General features: G+C 48.5%; 17 protein-coding genes and 2 pseudogenes. 10 read left to right on the top strand and 9 right to left on the bottom strand.

Annotated elements, in window-relative coordinates:
• Positions 1 to 334: 334 nt before the first annotated feature.
• From cyaB to pbpG, 4 genes are all read left to right on the top strand, one after another.
• Positions 335 to 874, top strand: coding sequence for a class IV adenylate cyclase (gene cyaB / locus DES54_RS16485; protein WP_113869222.1), 540 nt, complete (start codon positions 335 to 337; stop codon positions 872 to 874).
• A 667-nt stretch (positions 875 to 1541) separates the two neighbouring features.
• Positions 1542 to 2951 (top strand): flavocytochrome c, encoded by a 1410-nt coding sequence (locus DES54_RS16480; protein WP_113869220.1) that lies wholly within the window; start codon positions 1542 to 1544, stop codon positions 2949 to 2951.
• A 97-nt stretch (positions 2952 to 3048) separates the two neighbouring features.
• A complete protein-coding gene (locus DES54_RS16475; protein WP_240635039.1) occupies positions 3049 to 3423 on the top strand; it encodes an FMN-binding protein in 375 nt (124 codons plus the stop codon).
• Positions 3424 to 3748: 325 nt separating this feature from the next.
• Entirely contained in the window at positions 3749 to 4696 is a 948-nt protein-coding gene (gene pbpG, locus DES54_RS16465; RefSeq protein WP_113869218.1) for a D-alanyl-D-alanine endopeptidase, read from the top strand.
• A 50-nt stretch (positions 4697 to 4746) separates the two neighbouring features.
• Here the strand turns inward: pbpG and DES54_RS16460 are convergent, their stop codons facing one another.
• Positions 4747 to 5376, bottom strand: a complete 630-nt coding sequence (locus tag DES54_RS16460; RefSeq protein ID WP_240635040.1) for a glutathione S-transferase — start codon at positions 5374 to 5376, stop codon at positions 4747 to 4749.
• 343 nt (positions 5377 to 5719) lie between these two features.
• Here DES54_RS16460 and bglX point away from each other — a divergent pair, with 343 nt between their 5' ends.
• Positions 5720 to 8026, top strand: coding sequence for a beta-glucosidase BglX (bglX, locus tag DES54_RS16455; RefSeq protein ID WP_113869216.1), 2307 nt, complete (start codon positions 5720 to 5722; stop codon positions 8024 to 8026).
• Positions 8027 to 8102: 76 nt separating this feature from the next.
• Positions 8103 to 8646: pseudogene (gene idi / locus DES54_RS16450) on the top strand (isopentenyl-diphosphate Delta-isomerase).
• Positions 8647 to 8685: 39 nt separating this feature from the next.
• On the opposite strand, the gene DES54_RS18990 reads toward idi, so the two are convergent.
• Complete coding sequence (locus DES54_RS18990) at positions 8686 to 8793, bottom strand: YohO family small membrane protein (protein WP_240635041.1); 108 nt, start codon at positions 8791 to 8793, stop codon at positions 8686 to 8688.
• A 161-nt stretch (positions 8794 to 8954) separates the two neighbouring features.
• Between DES54_RS18990 and dinG the strand changes: the two genes are divergently transcribed.
• The 3 genes from dinG (at position 8955) to DES54_RS16435 (ending at position 14198) form a co-directional block, all read left to right on the top strand.
• On the top strand, positions 8955 to 11054 hold the full coding sequence (dinG, locus tag DES54_RS16445) for an ATP-dependent DNA helicase DinG (RefSeq protein WP_113869214.1): 2100 nt from the start codon (positions 8955 to 8957) through the stop codon (positions 11052 to 11054).
• 266 nt (positions 11055 to 11320) lie between these two features.
• Entirely contained in the window at positions 11321 to 12289 is a 969-nt protein-coding gene (gene ybiB / locus DES54_RS16440; protein WP_113869212.1) for a DNA-binding protein YbiB, read from the top strand.
• Between the two features lie 49 nt (positions 12290 to 12338).
• Positions 12339 to 14198, top strand: a complete 1860-nt coding sequence (locus tag DES54_RS16435) for a M3 family metallopeptidase (protein ID WP_113869211.1) — start codon at positions 12339 to 12341, stop codon at positions 14196 to 14198.
• Positions 14199 to 14245: 47 nt separating this feature from the next.
• Here DES54_RS16435 and glnQ read toward each other — a convergent pair whose 3' ends face one another.
• From glnQ to dps, 4 genes and pseudogenes are all read right to left on the bottom strand, one after another.
• Positions 14246 to 14968: a glutamine ABC transporter ATP-binding protein GlnQ gene (glnQ, locus tag DES54_RS16430; protein ID WP_113869209.1), complete on the bottom strand. Its 723-nt coding sequence runs from the start codon at positions 14966 to 14968 to the stop codon at positions 14246 to 14248.
• A pseudogene (glnP, locus tag DES54_RS16425) lies at positions 14965 to 15619 on the bottom strand (glutamine ABC transporter permease GlnP). The gene glnQ and the pseudogene glnP overlap by 4 nt, the downstream one beginning before the upstream one ends.
• Before the next feature lie 26 nt (positions 15620 to 15645).
• The gene (gene glnH / locus DES54_RS16420; protein WP_113869207.1) at positions 15646 to 16389 is read right to left on the bottom strand and encodes a glutamine ABC transporter substrate-binding protein GlnH; all 744 of its coding nucleotides are present in this window, start codon (positions 16387 to 16389) and stop codon (positions 15646 to 15648) included.
• A 425-nt stretch (positions 16390 to 16814) separates the two neighbouring features.
• On the bottom strand, positions 16815 to 17318 hold the full coding sequence (gene dps, locus DES54_RS16415; protein WP_113869205.1) for a DNA starvation/stationary phase protection protein Dps: 504 nt from the start codon (positions 17316 to 17318) through the stop codon (positions 16815 to 16817).
• 647 nt (positions 17319 to 17965) lie between these two features.
• Here dps and ompX point away from each other — a divergent pair.
• Positions 17966 to 18481, top strand: a complete 516-nt coding sequence (ompX, locus tag DES54_RS16410) for an outer membrane protein OmpX (RefSeq protein WP_113869203.1) — start codon at positions 17966 to 17968, stop codon at positions 18479 to 18481.
• 114 nt (positions 18482 to 18595) lie between these two features.
• Here ompX and DES54_RS16405 read toward each other — a convergent pair whose 3' ends face one another.
• From DES54_RS16405 to DES54_RS16395, 3 genes are all read right to left on the bottom strand, one after another.
• Positions 18596 to 20005 carry an EmmdR/YeeO family multidrug/toxin efflux MATE transporter gene (locus tag DES54_RS16405; protein ID WP_113869202.1) on the bottom strand — a complete coding sequence of 470 codons (1410 nt, stop codon included), beginning with the start codon at positions 20003 to 20005 and terminating at the stop codon, positions 18596 to 18598.
• A gap of 636 nt (positions 20006 to 20641) precedes the next feature.
• On the bottom strand, positions 20642 to 21097 hold the full coding sequence (locus DES54_RS16400) for a type II toxin-antitoxin system HicB family antitoxin (protein WP_113869200.1): 456 nt from the start codon (positions 21095 to 21097) through the stop codon (positions 20642 to 20644).
• A 367-nt stretch (positions 21098 to 21464) separates the two neighbouring features.
• On the bottom strand, positions 21465 to 22517 hold the full coding sequence (locus tag DES54_RS16395; protein ID WP_113869198.1) for an acyltransferase: 1053 nt from the start codon (positions 22515 to 22517) through the stop codon (positions 21465 to 21467).
• Positions 22518 to 23059: the final 542 nt, after the last annotated feature.

Raw genomic sequence — 23059 nt, 5'->3', positions numbered from 1 at the left:
TGAATGCTATGATCGGCATAACTCAGTCCGGTTGGTGATTTGTTTTGATTTGGCGATTGATCAGATCGCTCAAACCGGATTGAGTTCCCTTCAGTGATCTACTATTAGGCGCAGTTATTTAGCGATTTCAGCAGTCTTGACTACTATTAACGGCCTGTAACCCATAAAACGATACGGTCATTTTTTTGTCCGGCATAATGTTTGGGAACGATAACGGGTTATTGCCGAAAGTGTTTTGGGTAAACGTCAGGATTCAATGTGCTGATAAGGCGCGTTGATGTTGGTAATGGGCGTTTAAGCGTATTGGTGGGCAGTCCATTAAAGGAGAGATAACATGGTTGAACATTTTACAGGGAAATATGAAGTTGAATTGAAATTCCGCATTCAGGATATTGCAGCTTTTCGGGATACGCTTTTCAGTCATCACCCAGAAGCATTTGTTTTTGAAAACAAAGAGCACGATATTTATTACGATGATGCGCAGCATCGCCTGCAACAGCAAAATATCAGGATGCTATTACGACGTATGGAGCCATCGGGCATCAAGTTATGGATTGTTAAAGGCCCCGCTTTAGAGCGTTGTGAAGCCGTCACTATCGAGTCGTTCGAGAAAGCGGACAGTATGTTGAATACGTTGGGGTACCAACCGCTTTACCAAATCAATAAAACACGCAGCATCTATTTCATGAATATTTTCCATATTACGTTGGATTATATCGAGTCGCTCGGTTATTTTGTCGAAATATCAGTGATGACGGATGATGAGACAGCGTTGGCGGCATTGCGGGATAAATGTATCGAATGTGCGTTACGGTTGGGTTTATCAATAGATAATATTGAAAATCGTTCTTACCGCGAATTACTGGGTTTTTAATCGATGTTTTATCTGATCGATAGTTTTATCAGATCGATAGTTTTTATTAGATAGATAGTTTTATCAGATTGCTGGTTCTATCCGAACGCCTCGATATGACTCTACTCGTCATACTTCAAGTTGCATATGCGTTGGTTTCCTGCAACTCGAATTATTTATCATATAATGTCTCTTTTATGTTGTTTTTTTGTTAAATTAAACGTGAGTTATCGATACTTCATTGATGAATTCTGCTGGTATGATGGCGTAAGTTGACGGAAGGATGTTTTATAGGGAAATGCGCATTCTTCCGATTCTTGTCTTAATATATTCTCGTCCTCTTGCGTACTGCCGTTACGCGGATTACTAATCTCTTTCCTACCGGCATGTTATTTACGCCGCTAAAAAACGCTTGCCATGAATTTATAAATATATGATCAAGTTAAAATTTTTATAAATAAATCGGAGTAGGATTATTTCTGACATTGTTTTGTTAGTGGTTGCAGATCCTTTATTTTCGTCTGTATCAATTCAGTGCCCGGTAAAACCTGATTCAGCTAATCATGGTTAGTGTTTGGGATTTCATTGCGATGGGTGTGCTTTTGCCAGTAATAAGTGTGCCATGACGACAGCCATTTCAATTAATTGGATTCCTGGTTGAAAATAACAAAATATAGGTTCATATAACATGAAGAAGAAAGTTCTATTATTGAGTGCGTTGGCTTTTGCTTTTTCCTCAGCTGCTCATAGTGAAATGACGGATATTGTGATTATCGGCGCGGGCGGCGCGGGAATGTCGGCGGCCATTGAAGCGCATAATCAAGGGGCGAAAGTCATTTTGCTGGAAAAAATGGCGTTTGCCGGTGGGAATACCGCCCGTGCGGAAGCAGGACTCAATGCGGCGGGAACGGATCTGCAAAAAGCCAGAGGCATCACGGACAGTCCGGAAATGTTCTATGAGGACACCATGAAAGGCGGGCGCAACATCAACAACCCGGACGTGGTGAAAACCCTCACCGAACATGCCAAAGATTCTGTGGTCTTCCTGAAAGAGAATGGCGCGGATTTGGCGGATCTGACCCGAACCGGCGGATCGCGCGTGGATCGTACTCATCGACCTGCGGGCGGGGTGGCGGCAGGCAGTTTCATCGCCACGGCGTTGATCAAAAAGGTTAAGACGCTGGATATCGATTTGCGCACCAATACCTCGGCGACCGACATCCTGAAAAATGACAAAGGAGAAGTGACGGGCGTTAAGGCGACGGGGAAAGACGGTAAAACATTCACTATCGATGCGAAAAAAGTCATGATCACCAGCGGTGGTTTTGGCGCCAACTTCGACATGATCAAACAGTACGATCCCAAACTGGTTGGTTTCAAAACCACTAACGCGCCGGGTTCGCTGGGTGAAGGCATAAAAATGGCGACCAAACTGAACGCCAAACTGGTGGACATGGAATATATTCAGATCCACCCATCGACAGTGCCGGGTAAAGGCATTTTGATTACTGAAGCGGTGCGGGGCGACGGCGCGATCATGATCAATGAAAGCGGCAAGCGTTTTGTCAACGAACTGCTGACGCGTGATGTGGTATCACAAAGTATTCTGAAACAGCCTGGCGCGCATGCTTATCTGATTTTCAACGATGAACTGGTGAACCAGAATCAGGCCACGAAATCCTACTTCAAGCAAAAACTGGTTGCGCAAGGCGATACGCCGGAAGCGCTGGCCAAAGCGATTAACGTGGACGGCAAACAACTGACCCAAACGATCAACACCTACAGTGCGGCGGTTAAAGCGAAAAAAGACAGTGAATTTGATCGCGACAGTATGAAGCTTGCACTGGACAGTGGTAAATATTATGCCATCGAAATCACGCCGGGGATCCATCACACGATGGGCGGCATTGCCATCAACAACAAAGCACAGGTGCTGGATGTGAATGGCAACGTTATTCCCAATTTGTTTGCGGCGGGTGAAGCGGCGGGGGGCGTTCACGGCGCTAATCGTCTGGGCGGCAACTCGCTGGCGGATATCGTTACTTATGGCCGCATTGGGGCTGCCGAAGCGGTTAAAGAAATCAAAGCAGGTCAATAACGTTATACCAATAGGTCTACTTGCGCAGGAGCTACGCTGAGGCTAGTCAATCATGTGGCTCCGTTATTTATCATCAACGCTGACAACAGGGGTAGTGATGGCATTTATGTATAGGAAAATGATAAAAAAAGTGATTCCGGCTATTCTGGCCGCTTTGACGCTCTCGTTCTCGTTGGCCGCTTATAGCAGCGACGCCGCGCAATATAAAGATGGCGTCTATACCGGCAAGGGGCAGGGAAAAGAGGGGGAAATCGAGGTCAGCGTCAGTATTAATGACGGGAAAATCGCCAACGCCGAGGTGGTGCAGAACGAAGATACCGAAGCACTGATGGTGGGTGTGGTGGATAACGTGGTGCCTGAACTGCTTGAAACGCAGGATATCGATAAGGTCGATGCCGTGACGGGCGCGACCATGTCGAGCCAGGGGGTGATTGAGGCGATCAGGCAAGCATTGGAACAAGCGAAGAAATAATGTTTGTTTTATCGCTCCGGCCTGCATTGAAGGTATGGCTGGAGCGATTCATTGAAGTTCGTATTTCACAGCTTACGCATCAGAAAATCTTGTACAGTCGGCGCGTTGCTCCACATGCGGCATATGACTGGCGTGTTCAAAAATGATCCATTCCACATCGCGAATATGTTCCGCAAACGGTTCGACAACTTCCGGCTTTCAATGGTCTGTTAAACTTTGTCACAAAGCTTTCTGGATTGTGCGAGTGCGCGGTAAATAGCGGTAAATTATAATGCGACAGCCAATCTCTTTTTATTTAACAGATTACTGTTTAATCTACTGAATAATGAACAAAAAATTTAAAATCTTCTGGTTGGGCTTGCTGTTGCTGTCAACTCCTGTCCTGGTTGCGCCTGCGGTTATGGCGAAAGAACCCGCCAGATCCGCGGCTAGCGCCCATCAGGAGATTGCTTCTGGCAGTGCGATGGTGGTAGATTTACGTGATAACCATATCCTGTATTCGACGAATCCTGACGTTATAGTACCGATCGCCTCGGTCACCAAACTGATGTCGGCGATGGTGGTGCTGGATGCGAACCAGCCATTGGATGAAGTGATCGCCATCGATATCAGCCAGACCAAAGAAATGGCGGGCGTCTATTCGCGGGTGCGCCTGAACAGTAAAATCAGTCGGCACGATATGCTGCTGCTGGCGCTGATGTCGTCGGAAAACCGCGCCGCCGCCAGCCTTGCACACCATTATCCCGGTGGCTATCAGGCCTTTATCCATGCCATGAATGCCAAAGCCCGCTCGCTGGGAATGAAGCATACGCGTTATGTGGAACCGACCGGATTATCGATTAACAATGTTTCGACCGCCCGCGATCTCACCAAACTGTTGATTGCCAGCAAACAGTATCCGTTGCTTAGTCAACTGAGTACCACGCAGCAGAAAACGGCGATCTTTTCCAATCCCGCCTATAGTCTGCCGTTCAAAAATACCAATCATCTGGTTTATAAGCCGGACTGGAATATTCAATTAACCAAAACCGGGTTTACCAATCAGGCCGGTCATTGTCTGGTCATGCTGACGGTAATCAACCAGCGTCCGGTCGCGTTGGTGGTGCTGGACGCTTTTGGCAAATACACCCATTTTGCGGATGCCAACCGCCTGCGTAAGTGGCTGGAAAGCGGAAAAATCACTGCGGTTCCTGCCGCGGCCCTGAGCTATAAGAAGCAGAAAGACCTGGCGTCGCGACAGCCGCAAAGTATGGCGAGTGTCGAGACGGAGTAATGCGTGCGGATACGCGCCAGCAAGCGGTTGGAGCGCCGCTTGCTCTTGCTTTAAGCGGTTGCCCGTAAGTCTTCGATGACTTTTCCGGCGCTCGCAACGTCCTCTTCGTGTGATGTTTCACGCCAGGTTTCCGCCAGTGCGTCTTCCAGCCAACGCTGCATCGCGGGTTGCGACAGCATGTGTTCACAATAGGCGCTGACGTGCGGTGAAACAGGCAACTGGTAAGTTCTGATACGGAAAACCACCGGAGCAAAGAACGCATCCGCCGCCGAGAATTGTCCGCCTGCCAGAAACGGGCCGCCGAAACGGGTAAAGCCTTCCTGCCATAACGTATCAATACGCTGAATTTCATGTTGTAAAGCGGGAGAAATGGCTTTCATTTTAACCTTCACGCCACAACTCATGGCGCAGCCATTACGCAGGGCCGTAAAGCCAGAGTGCATTTCCGCCGCAGCGCAGCGCGCCCAGGCGCGGGCGGTTTTATCCGCAGGCCAGACCTGAGGATACGCTTCCGCCACGTATTCGGTGATCGCCAGTGAATCCCAGACAGTCATATCGCCATCGATCAGACAAGGAACTTTAGCGGTGGGTGAAAAATCCTTAAATGCCGCTTGTGTCTCGCCGGGCCCAAAAGCGACTTTCCTCTCTTCAAAGGGTATCGACAGGGTTTTTAACAGCAACTACGGACGCAGTGACCAGGATGAGTAGTTTTTATTGGCAATATACAATTGGTAAATCATGCTTGAACGCTCCTTGTGTTAACGATCAATTTCGCCCGCAGACGCTTGCCCACTGTTACGTATAACGAAAAAAATTTTTATTCTGCGCAACCTATCGCATTATTCTTTCAGTTTTTATTAAATGAAACGTAAATAAATACACTATGATTACGCGCGACGCATTAAGTGCATCGTCGATGTTCACTTTGCCAGATTTTATGGCGCTGTGGCTGACTTATTTTCAACCTGTCTTGTGCCTCAGTGATGTTGCCTGACGCCGGGAATGAGTGGGTTTGTATAAAGAATGAAATGGCTTACTTCTCTGACTATTGCAATGGGACTTGCCTGTAACCCGGTTTTCGCCCAGGAAACACCGCCTGTACCGGTTTCTGTTACACCGTCACATCAACAACGCGATGCGTTTGTTTCTGATTTAATGAAGAAAATGACGCTGAATGAAAAAATCGGTCAGCTTAGGTTGATCAGCGTCGGGGCGGATAATCCCAAGGAAGCGATTCGTGAGATGATCAGGAACGGTCAGGTGGGCGCGATCTTTAATACGGTAACCCGTCCTGATATTCGCGCGATGCAGGATCAGGTGATGCAACTCAGCCGCCTGAAAATTCCCTTGTTCTTCGCGTATGACGTGATGCATGGTCAGCGAACCATCTTCCCGATCGCGCTGGGCCTGGCTTCCAGCTGGGATATGGCGGCGATTGCCAGGAATGCGCGGGTGGCGGCTTATGAAGCCACGGAAGACGGGCTGAATATGACCTGGGCGCCGATGGTGGATATTACCCGCGATCCTCGCTGGGGGCGGGTGTCTGAAGGTTTTGGCGAGGATACCTGGCTGACCAGCAAAATCGCGGGCGTTGTGGTTAACGCGTTTCAGGGAGATGACGTCACCGCTCGCCATTCATTGATGACCAGTGTCAAACACTACGCGCTTTATGGCGCGGTAGAAGGTGGACGTGATTACAACACCGTGGATATGAGCCCGCAGCGTATGTTTCAGGATTATCTGCCCCCTTATAAAGCGGCTATTGATGCCGGCAGCGGCGGGGTGATGGTGGCGCTGAACGCCATCAATGGTACGCCCGCAACCGCCAATGGCTGGCTGTTGAAAGAGGTTCTGCGTGATCAATGGAATTTCAAAGGCATTACCATTACCGATCACGGCGCCATCAAGGAACTGATTAAGCACGGTGTGGCGGCTGATCCGCGTGATGCCTCGCGTCTGGCGTTGAAGGCAGGCATCGGTATGAGCATGAGCGATGAATATTTCATGCGCTACCTGCCGGAACTGGTGAAAAGCGGTGCGGTGACCGAACAGGAGATCGACGATGCCTGCCGTCAGGTGCTGAATGTGAAGTACGACATGGGATTGTTTGCCGATCCTTACCGTCATTTGGGGCCGGCTGCTTCCGATCCGGTGGACACCAATGCGGAAAGCCGTCTGCATCGGCTGGACGCACGCGAGGTGGCGCGTAAAAGTCTGGTGCTGTTGAAAAACCGGCTGCAAACGCTGCCCTTGAAGAAGCAAGGCGTCATTGCCGTGGTCGGGCCGCTGGCCGACAGCCAGCGCGATACTATGGGCAGTTGGTCTGCCGCGGGCGTAACCAGACAAACCATCACCGTCTATCAGGGGATTAAAAACGCGGTTGGCGACAACGCCACTATTTTGTATGCCAAAGGCGCCAATGTCACCAACCATCAGGGTATCATCGATTTCCTGAATCAATACGAAGACGCGGTGCAGGTTGATAAGCGTCCCGCGCAGGCAATGATCGACGAAGCGGTGCAGGCGGCGAAGCAAGCCGATGTCGTGGTTGCAGTGGTTGGGGAAGCGGCAGGTATGGCGCACGAAGCCTCAAGCCGTTCCAATATCGATCTGCCGCAAAGCCAGCGTGACCTGATTACGGCATTGAAGGCAACGGGTAAGCCGCTGGTTGTGGTGCTGATGAATGGCCGTCCGCTGGCATTGGTGCGGGAAAACCAACAGGCGGATGCGCTGCTGGAAACCTGGTTCAGCGGCACGGAAGGCGGCAATGCGATCGCGGATGTCCTGTTTGGCGATTACAACCCCTCTGGTAAATTGCCGATGTCATTCCCGCGTTCTGTCGGACAAATCCCGATTTATTATAATCACTTGCCGTCCGGCCGCCCTTACACGCCGGAAAATCCCGGCAAGTACACCTCTCACTACTACGATGAAGCCAATGGGCCGCTCTATCCCTTTGGCTATGGATTGAGCTATACCACGTTCAGCGTTTCGGATGTTCGGCTGTCAAGTCAGACCATGAAACGTGACGGTGTAGTGACCGTCAGCGTCACGGTAAAAAATACCGGCGATCGGGCAGGGGAAACCGTGGTACAGATGTATCTGCATGATGTGGTGTCATCGATCAGTCGTCCGGTGAAAGAGTTGCGCGGCTTCCAGAAAATCATGTTGCAGCCGGGCGAGTCGCGTACTGTCAGTTTCCCGATCGATCAGACCGCGCTGACGTTCTACAATGCCGATATGCGGCAGGTGGTTGAACCGGGCAAATTCGATGTGTTTATCGGCCTGGATTCGCAACGCGTGAAGCGCCAGAGTTTCACGCTATTGTAATCAGTCTCTTGTTATCGCCGGTCATTACCGGCGGTACGTTATGTCAATGATGATCGCGGAGTGAAGGGAGAGTCGTATGCCGTTGACGGAAGTGATTCTGGTTGATGAGGCCGATCGGCCAACGGGCGTGATGGAAAAGCAGGAAGCGCACGAGAAAGGATTATTGCATCGCGCCATCACCGTTTATGTGTTCAATTCCCGCCAGCAATTATTGCTCCAGCAGCGGGCGCTGGATAAATACCATAGCGGCGGTTTATGGAGTAATACCTGTTGCAGCCATCACGCACCGGGAGAAAAAACGTCGCAAGCCGGCATCGTCGGTTGTATCAGGAAATGGGCTGCGCTGTCCGCTAACCCCCATATTTACGCTGACTTATCGATTAGCGCTGGAAAATGGGCTTACTAAGCATGAGGTAGGACATGTCTATTTTGGAGTCACCGATGATATTCCTCAGGTTAGCCCGGAAGAAGTGGCGGATTATGAATACCTGCTGCTGGAACAGATCGGACACAACATGGAAACGTCGCCGGAGCGTTTCACCGCCTGGTTCCGACTGATTTTTTCACGCATTCCCGCCTACTGGCGGCAATTTCAGCTTAAGCACGCCGGTCGGGAATAAATATTGATATGGCGATTGATTAATGTCGCCAGACCGCCGTCAACCGCTGTGAACGATAATGATATAACCCACCAGCATTACGCCGCCGACCCCGCCGATGGCGCACAGGGCGAACAGCCCGATAATACCCAGTTTGCTTAAACTCATCAGGTTATCCTTTTATTGACCGTCATGGATTATAAAGCCTTCGGCGGGTGAAACAAGGCATGAACGTCATGCGGCGGTGTTCCATCATTGCATGATATCGGCTGACGTACTTATCCGACTGTGGGACAATACCGGCCAGATTCAATAATCACAGAGAATGCATGGCGCTGTCCCCCGCAATAAAATTGCAGATTGGTCAATGGTATAAGGCCCTGCAACAACAGATCCCGGACTTTATTCCCCGTATCCCCCAACGCCAAATGATTGCTGAAGTGGCGAAAACGCTGGCGGGCGATTATCCGCGTCATTTGGTTATTGAAGCCCCTACCGGGGTGGGAAAGACATTGTCCTATTTGATCCCCGGCATTGCCGTAGGGCGTGCGGAGGAAAGAACGCTGGTGGTCAGTACCGCGAATGTGGCGCTACAGGATCAGATTTTCAGCAAGGATCTGCCCTTATTGCAGAAATGTATTCCCGAACTGAAATTTACCGCCGCCTTTGGCCGGGGACGTTATGTGTGTCCGTGCAATTTGGCGATGTTGGCAACCGATGTCGATGCGCAGGGCGATTTAACGCTGTTTCTGGATGATGAACGGGTGCCTTCCAGCCGTGAGGAACAAGGGCAGTGCGCACGAATTGAGAAAGCGTTGCAAAGTTACGCCTGGGACGGCTTACGCGATCATTATCAGGAATCGATCGACGACAGTCTGTGGCGCAAGCTGAGTACCGATAAAGCGAACTGTCTCGCGCACAACTGTCATTATTTCCGGGAATGTCCGTTTTTCATTGCCCGACGGGAGATTGAGCAGGCGGATGTGGTGGTGACCAATCACGCGCTGGTGATGGCGGCGATGGAAAGCGAATCGGTTCTGCCCAATCCGAAAGAACTGTTGCTGGTGTTGGACGAGGGTCATCATATTCCTGATGTCGCCCGCGATACGCTGGAGATGTCTGGCGACGTCACGCCTGCTTTTATCACCGCACAACTGGAACAGTTGGTGCAATTGATCGGGTTGTGTATGTCGCAGTTTGCGCCCAAGTCGCCGCCGCGTCTGGCGCACAGTGAAAGACTGACCAGCCATTGCGAAGAATTGCGCGAGCAGGTTCAGACATTTGCGCGTCTGAGCGGCTTGTTCTTGCCGGGCGACGGCAGTGAAGCCGACTACCGTTTCCCGATGGGGCAGATGCCGGAGGAAATGCGTGAGATCTGCGGCCGGTTGTTCAAGCTGACCGACACGCTGCGGGCCCTGACGGAATTCATGCTCAACGATCTCAGTGAGAAAACCGGCAAACACGATGTGGCGCGCTTGCGTCATTCTCAACTGAAAATGAGCCGGATGCTTGGCTATCTGGAATCGCTGAGCAAACTGTGGCGGCTGGCGGCGATGGAAAAAAATTCTAATGCGCCGATTTCCAAATGGCTTACCCGCCATATTCGCGACAAACAGGTGCAGTTGCATCTGCACTGCGCCGGCATTCGGGTGTGCGATCAACTGGAGAAACTGCTGTGGGACAAGGTGCCGCATGTGGTGGTCACGTCGGCGACCCTGCGCTCGTTAAACAGTTTCGCCCGGATACAGGAACTTTCAGGTTTGAGCGAGCGTGACGGCGACCATTTTATTACCCTGGATTCCCCGTTTAATCACCGCGAGCAAGGGCGGCTGGTGATCCCAAAAATGCATTACGAACCGCTGATGAAAAATGAAGCGCAGCATATTGCTGAAATGGCGACGTTTTTCCGGGCTGAACTGAATAAGGAGACGCATCGCGGCATGCTGATGCTGTTCGCCAGTCAGCGCGCCATGCAGCTTTTTTTGACGCAGGTGACTGATTTGCGGCTGATGCTATTGGTGCAGGGCGATAAACCGCGTTACCGGCTGGTGGAACTGCATCGACAGCGCGTCGAAGCGGGGCAGACCAGCGTACTGATTGGTTTGCAGTCATTTGCCGAGGGGCTGGATCTGAAAGGTGAACTGTTGTCTCAGGTGCATATCCACAAGATTGCCTTTCCGCCCATCGACAGCCCGGTGATTCTGACGGAAGGCGAATGGCTTAAAAGCCTGAAACGTCACCCGTTTATGGTGCAAAGCTTGCCCAGCGCATCGTTCAGTCTGATACAGCAGGTAGGTCGTTTAATTCGCAGCCATGCGTGCTTTGGTGAAATCGTCATTTATGATCGCCGTTTACTCAGTAAAGGCTATGGTGCTCAACTGCTTGCCGCTTTACCGGTTTTTCCCATCGAAGAGCGGGAAATGCCTTAAGAAACCATGCATTAAAAACCATATTGAAAAGCGCAATAAATAAAGGTGTATTGAATGCGGAATATTGAACTTTGATCTGCAACACGATTTGCCGCCGGTAGGTTAAATGAAAACCATATTCTGTAGTTAGCCGCCTGGTTCCAGTCTGATTGTGCCATTCGTTAGCGCCGCATTTACAATATTCATCATCAGGTGAAACATGGTATTTTCGTTATAAGCTGTCAATTACCCGCTACCAAATTGTGTCGCCGTTAACGAGGCCCCGCATGGATTACACAAAGGTTATCAAAGAGGTCGGGCGCGGCAAGCACCATGCCCGCGATCTCGATCAGGCAACCGCCTATGAACTTTACTGTCGTATGCTGAATGGAGACGTTCCCGAACTTGAATTGGGCGGGTTATTGATCGCGTTGCGTATCAAAGGCGAGTCCGAATCGGAAATGCGCGGTTTTTATCAGGCGATGAATGAGCGGGTGATGCGTCTTCAACCGCCGAAGAACCGCCCTATGCCGGTGGTTATCCCCAGTTACAACGGTGCGAGAAAGCAGGCGAATTTGACGCCGCTGTTGGCGTTGCTGCTGACCAAACTGGGCTTTCCAGTGGTGATCCATGGCGTCAGTGAAGATCCTACCCGCGTGACCAGTCATGAAATTCTGCGTAACCTCGGCGTTGCGCGGGCGGAGAGCGTCGGGCAGGCGCAGCAGCACCTTGATGCAGGCTATCCGGTATTTATTCCGGTTTCGCTATTGTGTCCAGAGATTGAGCGGCAATTGCAGCTACGCTGGCGCATGGGCGTGCGTAACAGTAGTCACACATTGGCGAAAGTGGCAACGCCTTTTGCGGAAAGTGAGGCGCTAAGGATCGCCAGCGTGTCGCACCCGGAATATATTGACCGCGTCGGAACATTTTTCAACGCTATTCAAGACCGCGCCTTATTGATGCACGGTACGGAAGGGGAAGTGTACGCTAATCCGCAACGCTGCCCGGAAATTCATTTTATTCACCAGCAGGAAACGCGGGCGCTGCAATTGCGGCAGGATATTGCGCCGGCGCCCGGCAGCCTGCCGATCGCCAGAGATGCTGCCACCACCGCACGCTGGATAGCGCAATGTCTGGCCGGGGAAATCGCCTTGCCGCAGGTGATTCGTTTGCAGCTTGCCTGTTGCCTGGTGGCAACGGAGGAGGCGTCAACCATGGAACAGGCCATCGCGACGATTAGAAAGCGTTTGGGATAGCGGGTTGGGATTCCAGGCGAAGTTATTTTTCTTTAAAACAAGGAACATCATGCAACAGACAGCGGATTATTTTAATGCGTTGAACCGCGACTATCTTGCCGTTCATCAAACCAAAGAAGATCTGTTCTGGCAGCTTTATATGGGCACCGGAAATGATGACGTATCCGCCCGTTTTTCCGCGGCGGAAAGCGCTTACAAGCGGTTCATTTCTCAACCGCAACGGTTGGTTGAGCTGCGTCATCACCTCGCCGCGCTGGAAGCAAGTCCGGTGAGCGAGGCTCAGCAAGCGTTGTTGCGCGGTCTGCAAGGGTGGTATCGGTTTTTTGATTGCAATGTAATCGAAGATCCTCAGGCGAAGGCGCTGATGGATGACATTATCGCCGCGGAAAGCGCCCTGTATGAGAAGCGTAAAACTTACGAAATGACGCATCTGGATGCGAACGGCGAGCGCGTACCTGCCTCATTAGGGGAATTGCTGACCAATCAGGCGACCAATGATACGGAAACCTATCGCCAAAGCTCGCAACACGCGCTGCGCGATCTGGAGCAGTGGTTGTTGCATAACGGCTTTCCTGAATTGATTAGCCTGCGTAACCGCTTTGCCCGCCAAATGGGGTATCGCAACTATTTTGACTATAAGGTCAATAAAACCGAGCGAATGTCGCCGGAACAGCTTTTCGCCATTCTCGATCCCTTTGAAGTGCAAACCCGCGCAGCGAATGCTCGCAGTCTGAATGAACTGGCGGCGTCGAAAGGGGCGGAGGCGTTGCAGCCGTGGAATATTCGTTACGCTAGCGCCGGAGACGTCACCCGGCAGCTTGATCCCTATTTCCCGTTTGCCGCGTCGTTGGAACGTTGGATCAATAGTTTCAAGCGTCTGCATATCGGTTTTAACGGTGCGGAAATGCAACTGGATTTGCTGGTGCGCAAGGGCAAGTACGAAAACGGTTTTATGCATGCGCCGGTGCCGACTTTTGTTGAGCAGAATAAATGGATCCCGGCGCGCATTAACTTCACCAGCCTGGCGAAGCCGGATCAGGTGGGTAGCGGCGCCAGCGGCATCAATACGCTGTTTCATGAAGGCGGCCATGCCGCGCATTTCGCCAATATTCGTCAAAACGCGCCTTGTTTCTCACAGGAGTTTCCGCCAACGTCGATGGCGTATGCGGAAACGCAGTCCATGTTTTGCGACAGTCTGTTGCACGATGCCGACTGGCTGAAACGTTATGCCCAAAATGCACAGGGCGAGGTGATCCCCGATGAACTGATTCGCGCCGATATCAGTACGCGTCAGCCGATGCGCGCCTTTAATGAACGGCATATTCTGTTGGTGCCTTATTTTGAATGGGAACTCTACTCATGGTCCGAAGAGCAGCGCACACCACAAGCCATGACTCAACTGGCGCGTGATGTTGAACAACGTATTTTAGGCATTAGCGGCAGCCTGAGGCCGACGCTGGCGATCCCGCATCTGTTATCGATGGAGTCGGCCTGTTCCTATCAGGGTTATCTGTTGGCGCTGATGGCGGTGGAGCAAACCCGGCACTATTTCCTGCAACGTGACGGCTATCTGACGGATAACGCGGCTATTGGCCCCGATCTGGCAAAATATTACTGGTTGCCGGGAAACAGCGTCAGCCATGACGCCACGCTGAGAAGCCTGACGGGGGAAGGTTTTAATCCGGCTTTTCTGGCGCAGGCCTGTAATTTGACGGTTAATGAAGCCTGGCGGCAGGCCGAAACCAGTATGAGGCAGGCGCAATTACGTCCCCAACCTGCGGCGGATTTTGATCTCGGCGCGCGGATCCGCATCGTCGATGGCAGCCGGGTGCTGGCGGATAATGAAAAAGGCGATGCGCTGATGTGTCAGGCGTTTGCGGCGTTCATTGAGCGGGAATATCCGCGCTGATCGGCGGGAAAATCAAAGGGTGCTAACGCACCCTTAATAATGTCGGTTCAGGAAACGTGTTGCAGGAACTCGCGCAAGCGTTCGCTGGGCGGGTTGGTGATCAGCGTTTCGGGATCGCCGTCCTCTGCGATGCGGCCTTTATCAATGAAGATAAGGCGCGAAGCGACTTTGTGGGCAAAGCCGACTTCATGGGTCACGATAACCATCGTCATGACTTCCTCAGCCAGATCTTTCATCACCGTCAGCACTTCGTGGCGCAGTTCTGGATCGAGCGCGGAAGTAGGCTCATCAAACAGCATCAGTTTAGGTTTAACCGCCAACGCCCGTGCAATTGCGACACGCTGCTGTTGTCCGCCCGAAAGCTCGGCAGGGTAGTGGTGTGCTCGTTCGGACAAACCGACTTTAGCCAGCAGCGCTTTCGCCGGCTTTTCCGCCTCATCCTTGCTGGCGCCTCGCACCCGGATAGGGCCGAAAGCCACGTTTTCCAACGCGGTCAGATGCGGGAACAGATAGAACTGTTGGAACACCATGCCCGCTTCCTGGCGGATTAAACGCTCATCAACACGCGGATCGTTAACTTTCAAACCATCGACAATCAGTTCGCCGCTGGTGATTTCTTCCAGTTTATTGATACAGCGCAGCAAGGTGGATTTACCGGAGCCTGAAGGTCCGATAATCACGACGACTTCACCCTGGTTAATTTTCAGATCGATGTCATGCAAGACCTTCGTCTGACCAAAGTGTTTAGAAACGTTTTTAAATTCAATCATATAATCTTAAGTCTTCTTTCCAGACGACGCAGGACGAAGCTGAGCACCAGCGTGATGAACAGATAAATCACGGCGACCGCACTCCATATCTCCAGGGCGCGGAAGTTGCCGGCGATGATCTCCTGGCCGGAACGGGTCAGTTCCGCCACGCCAATCACGATGAACAGTGAGGTATCCTTGATACTGATAATCCACTGGTTGCCCAGCGGCGGCAACATACGGCGCAGCGCGAGCGGCGCAATAACGTAGCGCAGCGCGTCGGGATAAGCCCAGCGCCAGCCCTGCTTCACGGAAACCATTATGGATAGACAACACGGAACCACGGGTAATTTCCGCGATGTAGGCGCCTGAGTTGATCATGATGGTCACCACCGCGGCGGCAAAGGGATCAATGCGCACTGAGGTCAGAATCATCGGCAGGGCGAAGTAAATAAACATCACCTGCACAACAATGGGCGTACCGCGAATGATTTCAATAAAGACCAGTGCGATGCGGCTGGAAAACCAACCGCCGTAAGCGCGGGCAAAACCCGCGAGCACACCGATAATCAGGCCGCCAAGCAGACCCAGTACTGAGATCAGTAAAGTCATTTTCGCCCCTTCCAGCAACAGGGGCAGGGAAGGCCAAATGACGCTCCAGTCAAACTGCATGGAATATCTCCAGATTAAATCGGCAATTACTTAGGTTCTACACCAAACCACTTTTTGTAGATCTCAGCATAAGTGCCGTTTTCACGCAGTGTTTTCAGCGCGTCGTTCACTTTTTCACGCAGGTTGCTGCCTTTCGGGAAGGCGATGCCGTATTGTTGCGCTTCGATGGAGTCGCCGACAGCTTTGAACTGACCGTTACCGGCGGTTTTAATGAAGTAAAGAATGTTCGGCGTATCATGCAGCACCGCATCCGCACGGTTGGTGCCTAATTCCATATAGGCGTTATCGATGTTCGGGAATTGACGCAGATCTTTGGTTTTAATATTGGCTTTCGCGTAATCAACCGAGCCGGTGCCGCTTTTCACCGCAACGACTTTCCCTGCCAGATCCTGTTCGCCTTTAATCGCATTGTTATCGGCTTTGACCATAACCAGCAAGCCGCTATTGTAATAACCCTCGGAGAAATCGATTGCTTTTTTACGCTCCTCGGTAATGGTGATGCCTGCCAGCGCTACATCCACATTGCGGGTTTGCAACGCAGGAATAATACCGCCGAAATCCATCGGTTTCAGGGTATAGCTCAGATTAAGTTGTTTGGCGATAGCATCCCAAAGATCGATATCGAAACCGACGTATTTGTCGCCTTGTTTGAACTCGAATGGAACGAAGGCGGTGTCGGTGGCGACAATCAGTTGTTTCTCCGCGGCGTAGCTGGAAATGCTCATGGCTAACGTCAATGCAACCAAAGACGTTTTAAGTAATGATTTCATCAAATCCTTCCTATTTGTACCAGTTGTGAGAAGCCCTTTTGTTTTACAGGTCCGATCAATCAGAGTGCAAAAGTAAGACCAATTAAAACATTAGAATAATTATCAATGTCTTATAGGATATATCATTTTTTATTTAGTCGCCCTGTCGGGAGGTGGACGTTTTTTATCCAAAACCCTTGGACGGAACGTTGCTATGATTAACTAATTCATACAGGGGAAACAACCGTTGATTTCAGTTATCTTGCATTATTGCAGACAAAAGCTAATTTTTTGAGCAATAAAACAGATAAAACGGCGGGTTTAGTAGCGGTTTTTGGTTTATTTTTGACCACAAACAGGACGACGCGCTGAGACGCGGCAAATCGAGAAAAGTGTGGGAGCGGGAGAGGAACAAAAGGGCCGCTCGAAGCAGCCCCTGACGGCAATTATTCAATGTTGGATTCGATGAACCACAGAAATTTGTCCAAATCGCGCGATGCGGCGGTTAGAATATCCGCAGTATCTTCATCTTCCGCTTTGGCAATGCCCTTGCGAACATCATTGGCGACGCTGGCATAACGTTCCGCCAGTGCTTTCAGATGATCCTGCACACTATGGATATCGGTTGGATAGCTTTTCAGTGAAGACTGTTCATTGACGGCCTGCACCGTGCCCGACGCTACGCCACCAAGCTGAACGACGCGTTCTGCCATGGTGTCCTGATGATCGGTAATCGCAGTACGGAAACCATCAAGCATTTCATGAACGGCAATGAAATTGGCGCCGCGCATGTTCCAGTGTGCTTGTTTGGTAATCAACGACAGGTCAATAAAGTCTACCACCAGTTGGTTTAACAGCTTGATAGTTGAGGTCTTCACGCTATCATCCAAATCATTACGTGTGTAGATTAGCTCTAAAGATGCGGGTTTTACCAGTTTAGCGGTACGCATAATATTATTCCTCTTATTTGAATTTCGTCATCTAACTGTTCAACGTGGTTAATTATAACAGCAATAGAAGAAGATATTGAAAAGAATTTCCTATCGAATGGATAGTTGTCGCAGATATATTCTCTTGTTTTTATTATCAGTTTTTTACTAATGATAATCATTATCTTTCTACGCTGATAAGAACTGAAACACCAAATATTCTATAAAGTATAGCATAGGAATATGTAGTGTTTACCTTTATGAAAAATAAGGTTAATTTTTTACCGGTGAGATGAGAGCGCGTTTTCTCGCGAAAAGCGAAAACCAGACTCATTGATTGTAAAGGATGTATGCGGGCCACGCTGACTTTTATTTACAATATATAGCAGGCGTATTTTAAACCAAATGAACTAGCGCGTAATATGAACAAATAATTAAGAATTATCTGTTTTATCAGTTGGAGGCGAATTAATTTGCTATCTGGTTGTCTGTATGAAAAACCCAATGTAATTAGTATTATAGAGTCTATTTGAAAATATTTGTTACATCTGAGGTGTGATTGGAAAATATTAAACAGGCAGCAAGTGCATCATTTTTTGTTATATTTAATCCGTTGGTTTTAGTGCATATTAAGTATTCTTTCGTAAGATGAATTTGAGGCCGTATATATGAAAAAAATCGCGTGTCTTTCAGCATTGGCTTGCGTATTAGCAGTGAGCGCAGGTTCCGCAGTGGCAGGTCAGAGCACGGTATCTGCCGGTTATGCTCAGGGTGACGCTCAAGGCGTCGTAAATAAAGCCAAAGGCTTTAACCTGAAATATCGTTACGAGCAAGACAATAACCCGCTGGGTGTCATCAGTTCCTTCACCTATCTGGAAGATAGCAACACCAGTGACGGTTTTTACAGCAAGGGCCAATATATGGGCTTTACTGCTGGTCCTGCTTATCGTCTGAATGACTGGGCAAGCATCTACGGTGTTGTTGGTTTCAGCCACGGTAAATTCACTGGCAACGCTTCTGACGGTTCTTCTCATCAGAGCAATAGTGACTATGGTTTCACCTACGGCGCCGGTCTTCAATTCAACCCGATGGAAGACATTGCTCTGGATGTGGGTTATGAGCAAAGCCGTATTCGCAGTGTGGATGTAGGAACCTGGGCCGTTGGCGTTGGTTACCGCTTCTAATCGCAACGCGTATAGCTTGATCCTCCATTTGGGTTGTTAGCTGTGTCTGTAAAATCCGTCTCTGCGAGGCGGATTTTTTACGCGGTTTTTCTGCTTGAATTTGTACCACAACGCTTATGTCTGGCGTGGTTGCACTGGACGATAACGCCACAGCCAACGTCCGCTCGTCATACGTCGGTAGTAAAAAAAACCGCGCACAATCCAGTCCATAAACATGCCCATCCAGACGCCGATAACCCCGAAGCCGAGCATAACGCCAAGAACATATCCAGCGATGACCCGGCATCCCCACATGCCGGCCATAGCGATCCACATGGTATAGTTGGCGTCTTTTGCGCCTTTAAGTCCGGCGGGCAGCACCCAAGACGCCGCCCAGATCGGCATAAAAAGCGCATTCAACCAAATGAGATGCTGAACGACTTCAATGACTTCTGGTTCATCGGTATAAAAAGAAGCCATATAGCGCGCGCCGGGGATGGACAGCACGGCAAGGATGCAAAGTCCGATATTGGAAAGCCAGAAGATATAGTTCAACTGACGGACAGACTGCATAATCTGCCCTTTACCTAACCGCGTACCGACGATAATAGTTGCCGCTGAACCCAACGAGTTGCCTGGCAGATTTATCAGCGTCGCAATCGAAAAAGCAATAAAATTACCGGCGATCACTTCGGTGCCCATGCCTGCAACGAAACGCTGGGTGATCAGCTTACCGACATTGAACATCACGGATTCAATACTGGCCGGGATGCCGATGCTGAGGACTTCATACAGAATTGAGACGGTGAAAGGCGTGAAATAGGACTTAAACGGTATTCTCAGCGCACCCTTGAATCCGTGCATCAACGTCAGGATGACAAACAGCGCGCCAATATAGCGAGAAATGGTAATGCCGATCCCTGCGCCGATGAATCCCAGACCGTCCCAGGAGAAAACGCCGTAAATCAGCAGACTGCTGATGACGATATTAAGGATATTCATACCGATATTGATGACCATCGGCAGCTTGGTGTTGCCCGCGCCGCGTAAGGCGCCGCATCCCACCAGCGCAATCGCTAATGCAGGATAGCCCCAGACAGTCCAGCGCAGGAAGATTAACGCGAGGTTCTTGACCTGCTCGTCAGCCTGTCCCGCGATCAAATCAATGATCAATTCACCCGCGAATTCAACTAACCCAACCAGTAGAAATGACACCATAACAAGCAGAGAGATGGATTGGCGTGATGCAGAGCGGGCCTGTTTTCTGTTGCGTTGTCCCAGACTGAAGGCTACGACGACGGCTGTCCCTAACGCCACCGCTGTAAAAAAAGCGATAATAAGCATATTGAAACTGTCTGCCAGACCAACGGCAGCCATCGCTTCTTTACCCAGCCAACTGACCAGTAAAGTACTGAATACCCCCATCAGGACAACACACAATCCTTCGATGAAGATAGGGAAGGCAAGCGGTGATATTTCTCGCCAGAATAGTACTCGGTTTGAATAGCGTTTCTTATACCATTCTGTATCTTTGAGTTTGCTCATTAAACGAGCTTGGTGATATCGATATCGCAACTTTTCCCCGCTAAATTCAATAGAAAGCAGAACGACACGCCAGTCATCTGGTCTGTGCAACTGATGGATGATTACTGTCAGGCAGCCAAAAATAAAAGTAGCGTAGTGAGTTATCGACCGGGGAATCCATGATCTAAATCGTTAACTGTCTTTTTCCCTATCCGGTTCAAGCAGTAACAAAGTGTTGGTTATGTATAAAATGCCATTACTGTTTAACAGAGTAGCAGTAGCCTGATCGATGCTCCAGTGCATATTGACGCGTGATGGCGGAAAGGCGGCGGGAGATGTTACGTCTAACAATAAATAAAACCGTAAACTCGTTGAGAATACGGTCTTATTTCATTCTGTTGACATCATTTCTAATAATTTAAAATAATAAACAGCCTGTAAATACCACACAGATATCTACCCCATGAATATCAAGATGCAGGAAACCAACTCGCCTGTAATCCGAAAGACGTAGGGTATAATCTCTATTCGCTTGGCTTTAACTATTAGCACTCGGTATTTTGTCTATAAATTCAATCGTATGATCGATTATTAAAGGCGATGAATAATATGCGAATGCTTGAAAACAACCGTTAATTTACTTGGCCAAAGCGAAGGCTAGTTTATTTTTAAGGATTTACTCTTACTCACTTGTGCAATTGAAACCGAAACTTCGTAGCCAAGTAAATACAAAGCCTGCTCTAACGTCTCAATTTTTGACGCATGATTTACATCCAACAGACGATCTATCTGTGGCCCCTTTTGATTAAGTTTGCGCGCCAGATCTGCTTTTCGTGTACCGGTCTGTATCATTGCGTTATGCAATGCCGCCTTCAGATTGACCAGCACAGGGAGATGAACATCTATTTCGTTGTGCTGCAAGGCTGAGGGGTGTGGAATCGGGATCCGGGCATCAATGTATTCTCCGATGATCCCCGTCAACCAACTGGCCGCTTCCAGGTCAATATCCTCTTCTGTGAATGCAATGGATTTTAAGTTTTTGAAATCTCTAAAGAGTATTTCATACTGTCCTGAGTCTTCATTAAAACTCACTGATGCAGGGTATGTGAACATATAACGCCTCCGTTTTATTGAAATAGATAACAGAATAGCATGAAAGTTATGTAATGCAACATTTATGTTGTGTTTTTTGATTGACAAAGCTAGTAAATTTCGTCAGGGAAGTGATGATGGCGAGCTCATACTGAATGAACCTGGTAAATCACCAGTAGCAAGCAGAGCGCAACTTTATTTTTTAGTCTCATGCCGTTGTTGGCTTCGAATCGTTGTGCTTCCTGGATATGTTGCTCATTACTATCCTGATGCTCAAAAAATGTTTTTTTAGCCTTTCGTTGTGGGAATTGCAGAGGGTTGTCGCCACAGTTTTCCTACTGTTTTCGACTCCCTCCTGCAACCCTAATTGTAAAAACATTGCTCATATCTATAGACGAATAATGCTTCTCACGTATTTAATATTATCCAGAAGACAACATAAAATATAGGCAACAATAAGCACAACTAAAGAATATATCAACGTATAGCCGTAAGGTGTGAGAAAAGTAAAATATTTTGCAATTCTTCCATGAATAACCTCCGGGTATATTTCAATAACAAAAATATTATGAATAAGATAAATTCCGAAAACTTTGTCGCTAATATTAGTGATGTGTTTTTTAATAAAATCATCATTAATCTCTATATTAGATAGTGAGTAAAAAAATGAGAAGCAGACTAATTGTAATAGGAAAATATAAAATTTCATGTAATAGAAATCGTGTCCCCAATAGCGACGAAAATAAGTAAGTATCAGATATCCAATAAAAGCAATTATAATAACCATGAGCACATTTACTCTTGATGGACTTTTACCCGAATTTATCAACCCCAAATAGCCACCGAGAATGAAATATATAAGTCCAGTCACTTGTGTTGATAGAAGCAATGATGGCGTGATAAATGGCGAAATATTGAATAGGCTCATGAATACCTTTTCTAGAATGCTTAGGTTTGATACAAATAAAAAAAGAATAAGCGTTTTTTTTATCGCCAAGCGGTTTTCTTCAATAAATGCTGGCCGCATCAGAGGGACAAGGATGTAGAGACCAATAATACAAGGTAAAAACCATAAGTGGCTTGCTTCGCTGAAATGGCCCATCACATTCAAATAAGTGTAGAAGTCGACGGTTTTTACATCTGTAAAATTAGAAACAATATATTTATCATATAAATAATATATAAGTACCCATATCATAAAGACTTTGGCCACGTTTTTAATCTTTTTAAATATGTAGGTAAATTGATCTTGCTTATTATTATTTAAAATAAAATATCCACTTGCAGTGAAAAAAAGCACCACGCCGAGCATACCAAACTCACTGATAAAATACATTCCAAAATCTTTAGGGTACATATGCATGTAATAAGGTGCAACATGTGAACATATTACAAAATAAATTGCGAGCAATTTTATCAAGTCTATACCATGATTCCTCATAATCACCTCTCGACTAAAATTTCAAAAAATAGAATCGTCACAAAATTTCCCTGGAGATTTGATAACATTAAGATAATGTTTAAGCTGTGACCTATGATTATTTACAGCGATGACGATGGTCTTGATGCGGTTGAGAACGATATCTGCACTCTACGCCTCGAAGGTTTCGCCTGAATTTTAATTTTGGTAATATAGTTTCTCCGAAAACCATATTAACTCATTACTATTTCACTATATCCTGAATATTTTGAACTGAAAGTGTCGATAGCGGCATTTCTGGGACGAAATCTTTAAAAAAACAAAGTGATGAAAAAATCAATGTACTTACAACTCAAACTATTCTTAATATATGCTTTTTAAAAGATGAGAATAAACCTAAATAGCTGTTCCAAATAGTAGATCACTTTGAGGGAACTCAGTCCGAGTTGAGCGATCTGATCAATCGCTAAAAATCACAAATCACCAACCGGACTGAGCGATGCCGATCATAGCACCAATACCCCGTACCGAACGACGTCGGATGCAGAAAACCATCCATAAAA

Source organism: Brenneria salicis ATCC 15712 = DSM 30166 (genome assembly GCF_003315515.1).
Lineage (GTDB): Bacteria > Pseudomonadota > Gammaproteobacteria > Enterobacterales > Enterobacteriaceae > Brenneria > Brenneria salicis.
This window is presented reverse-complemented; position numbering and strand designations above follow the sequence as displayed.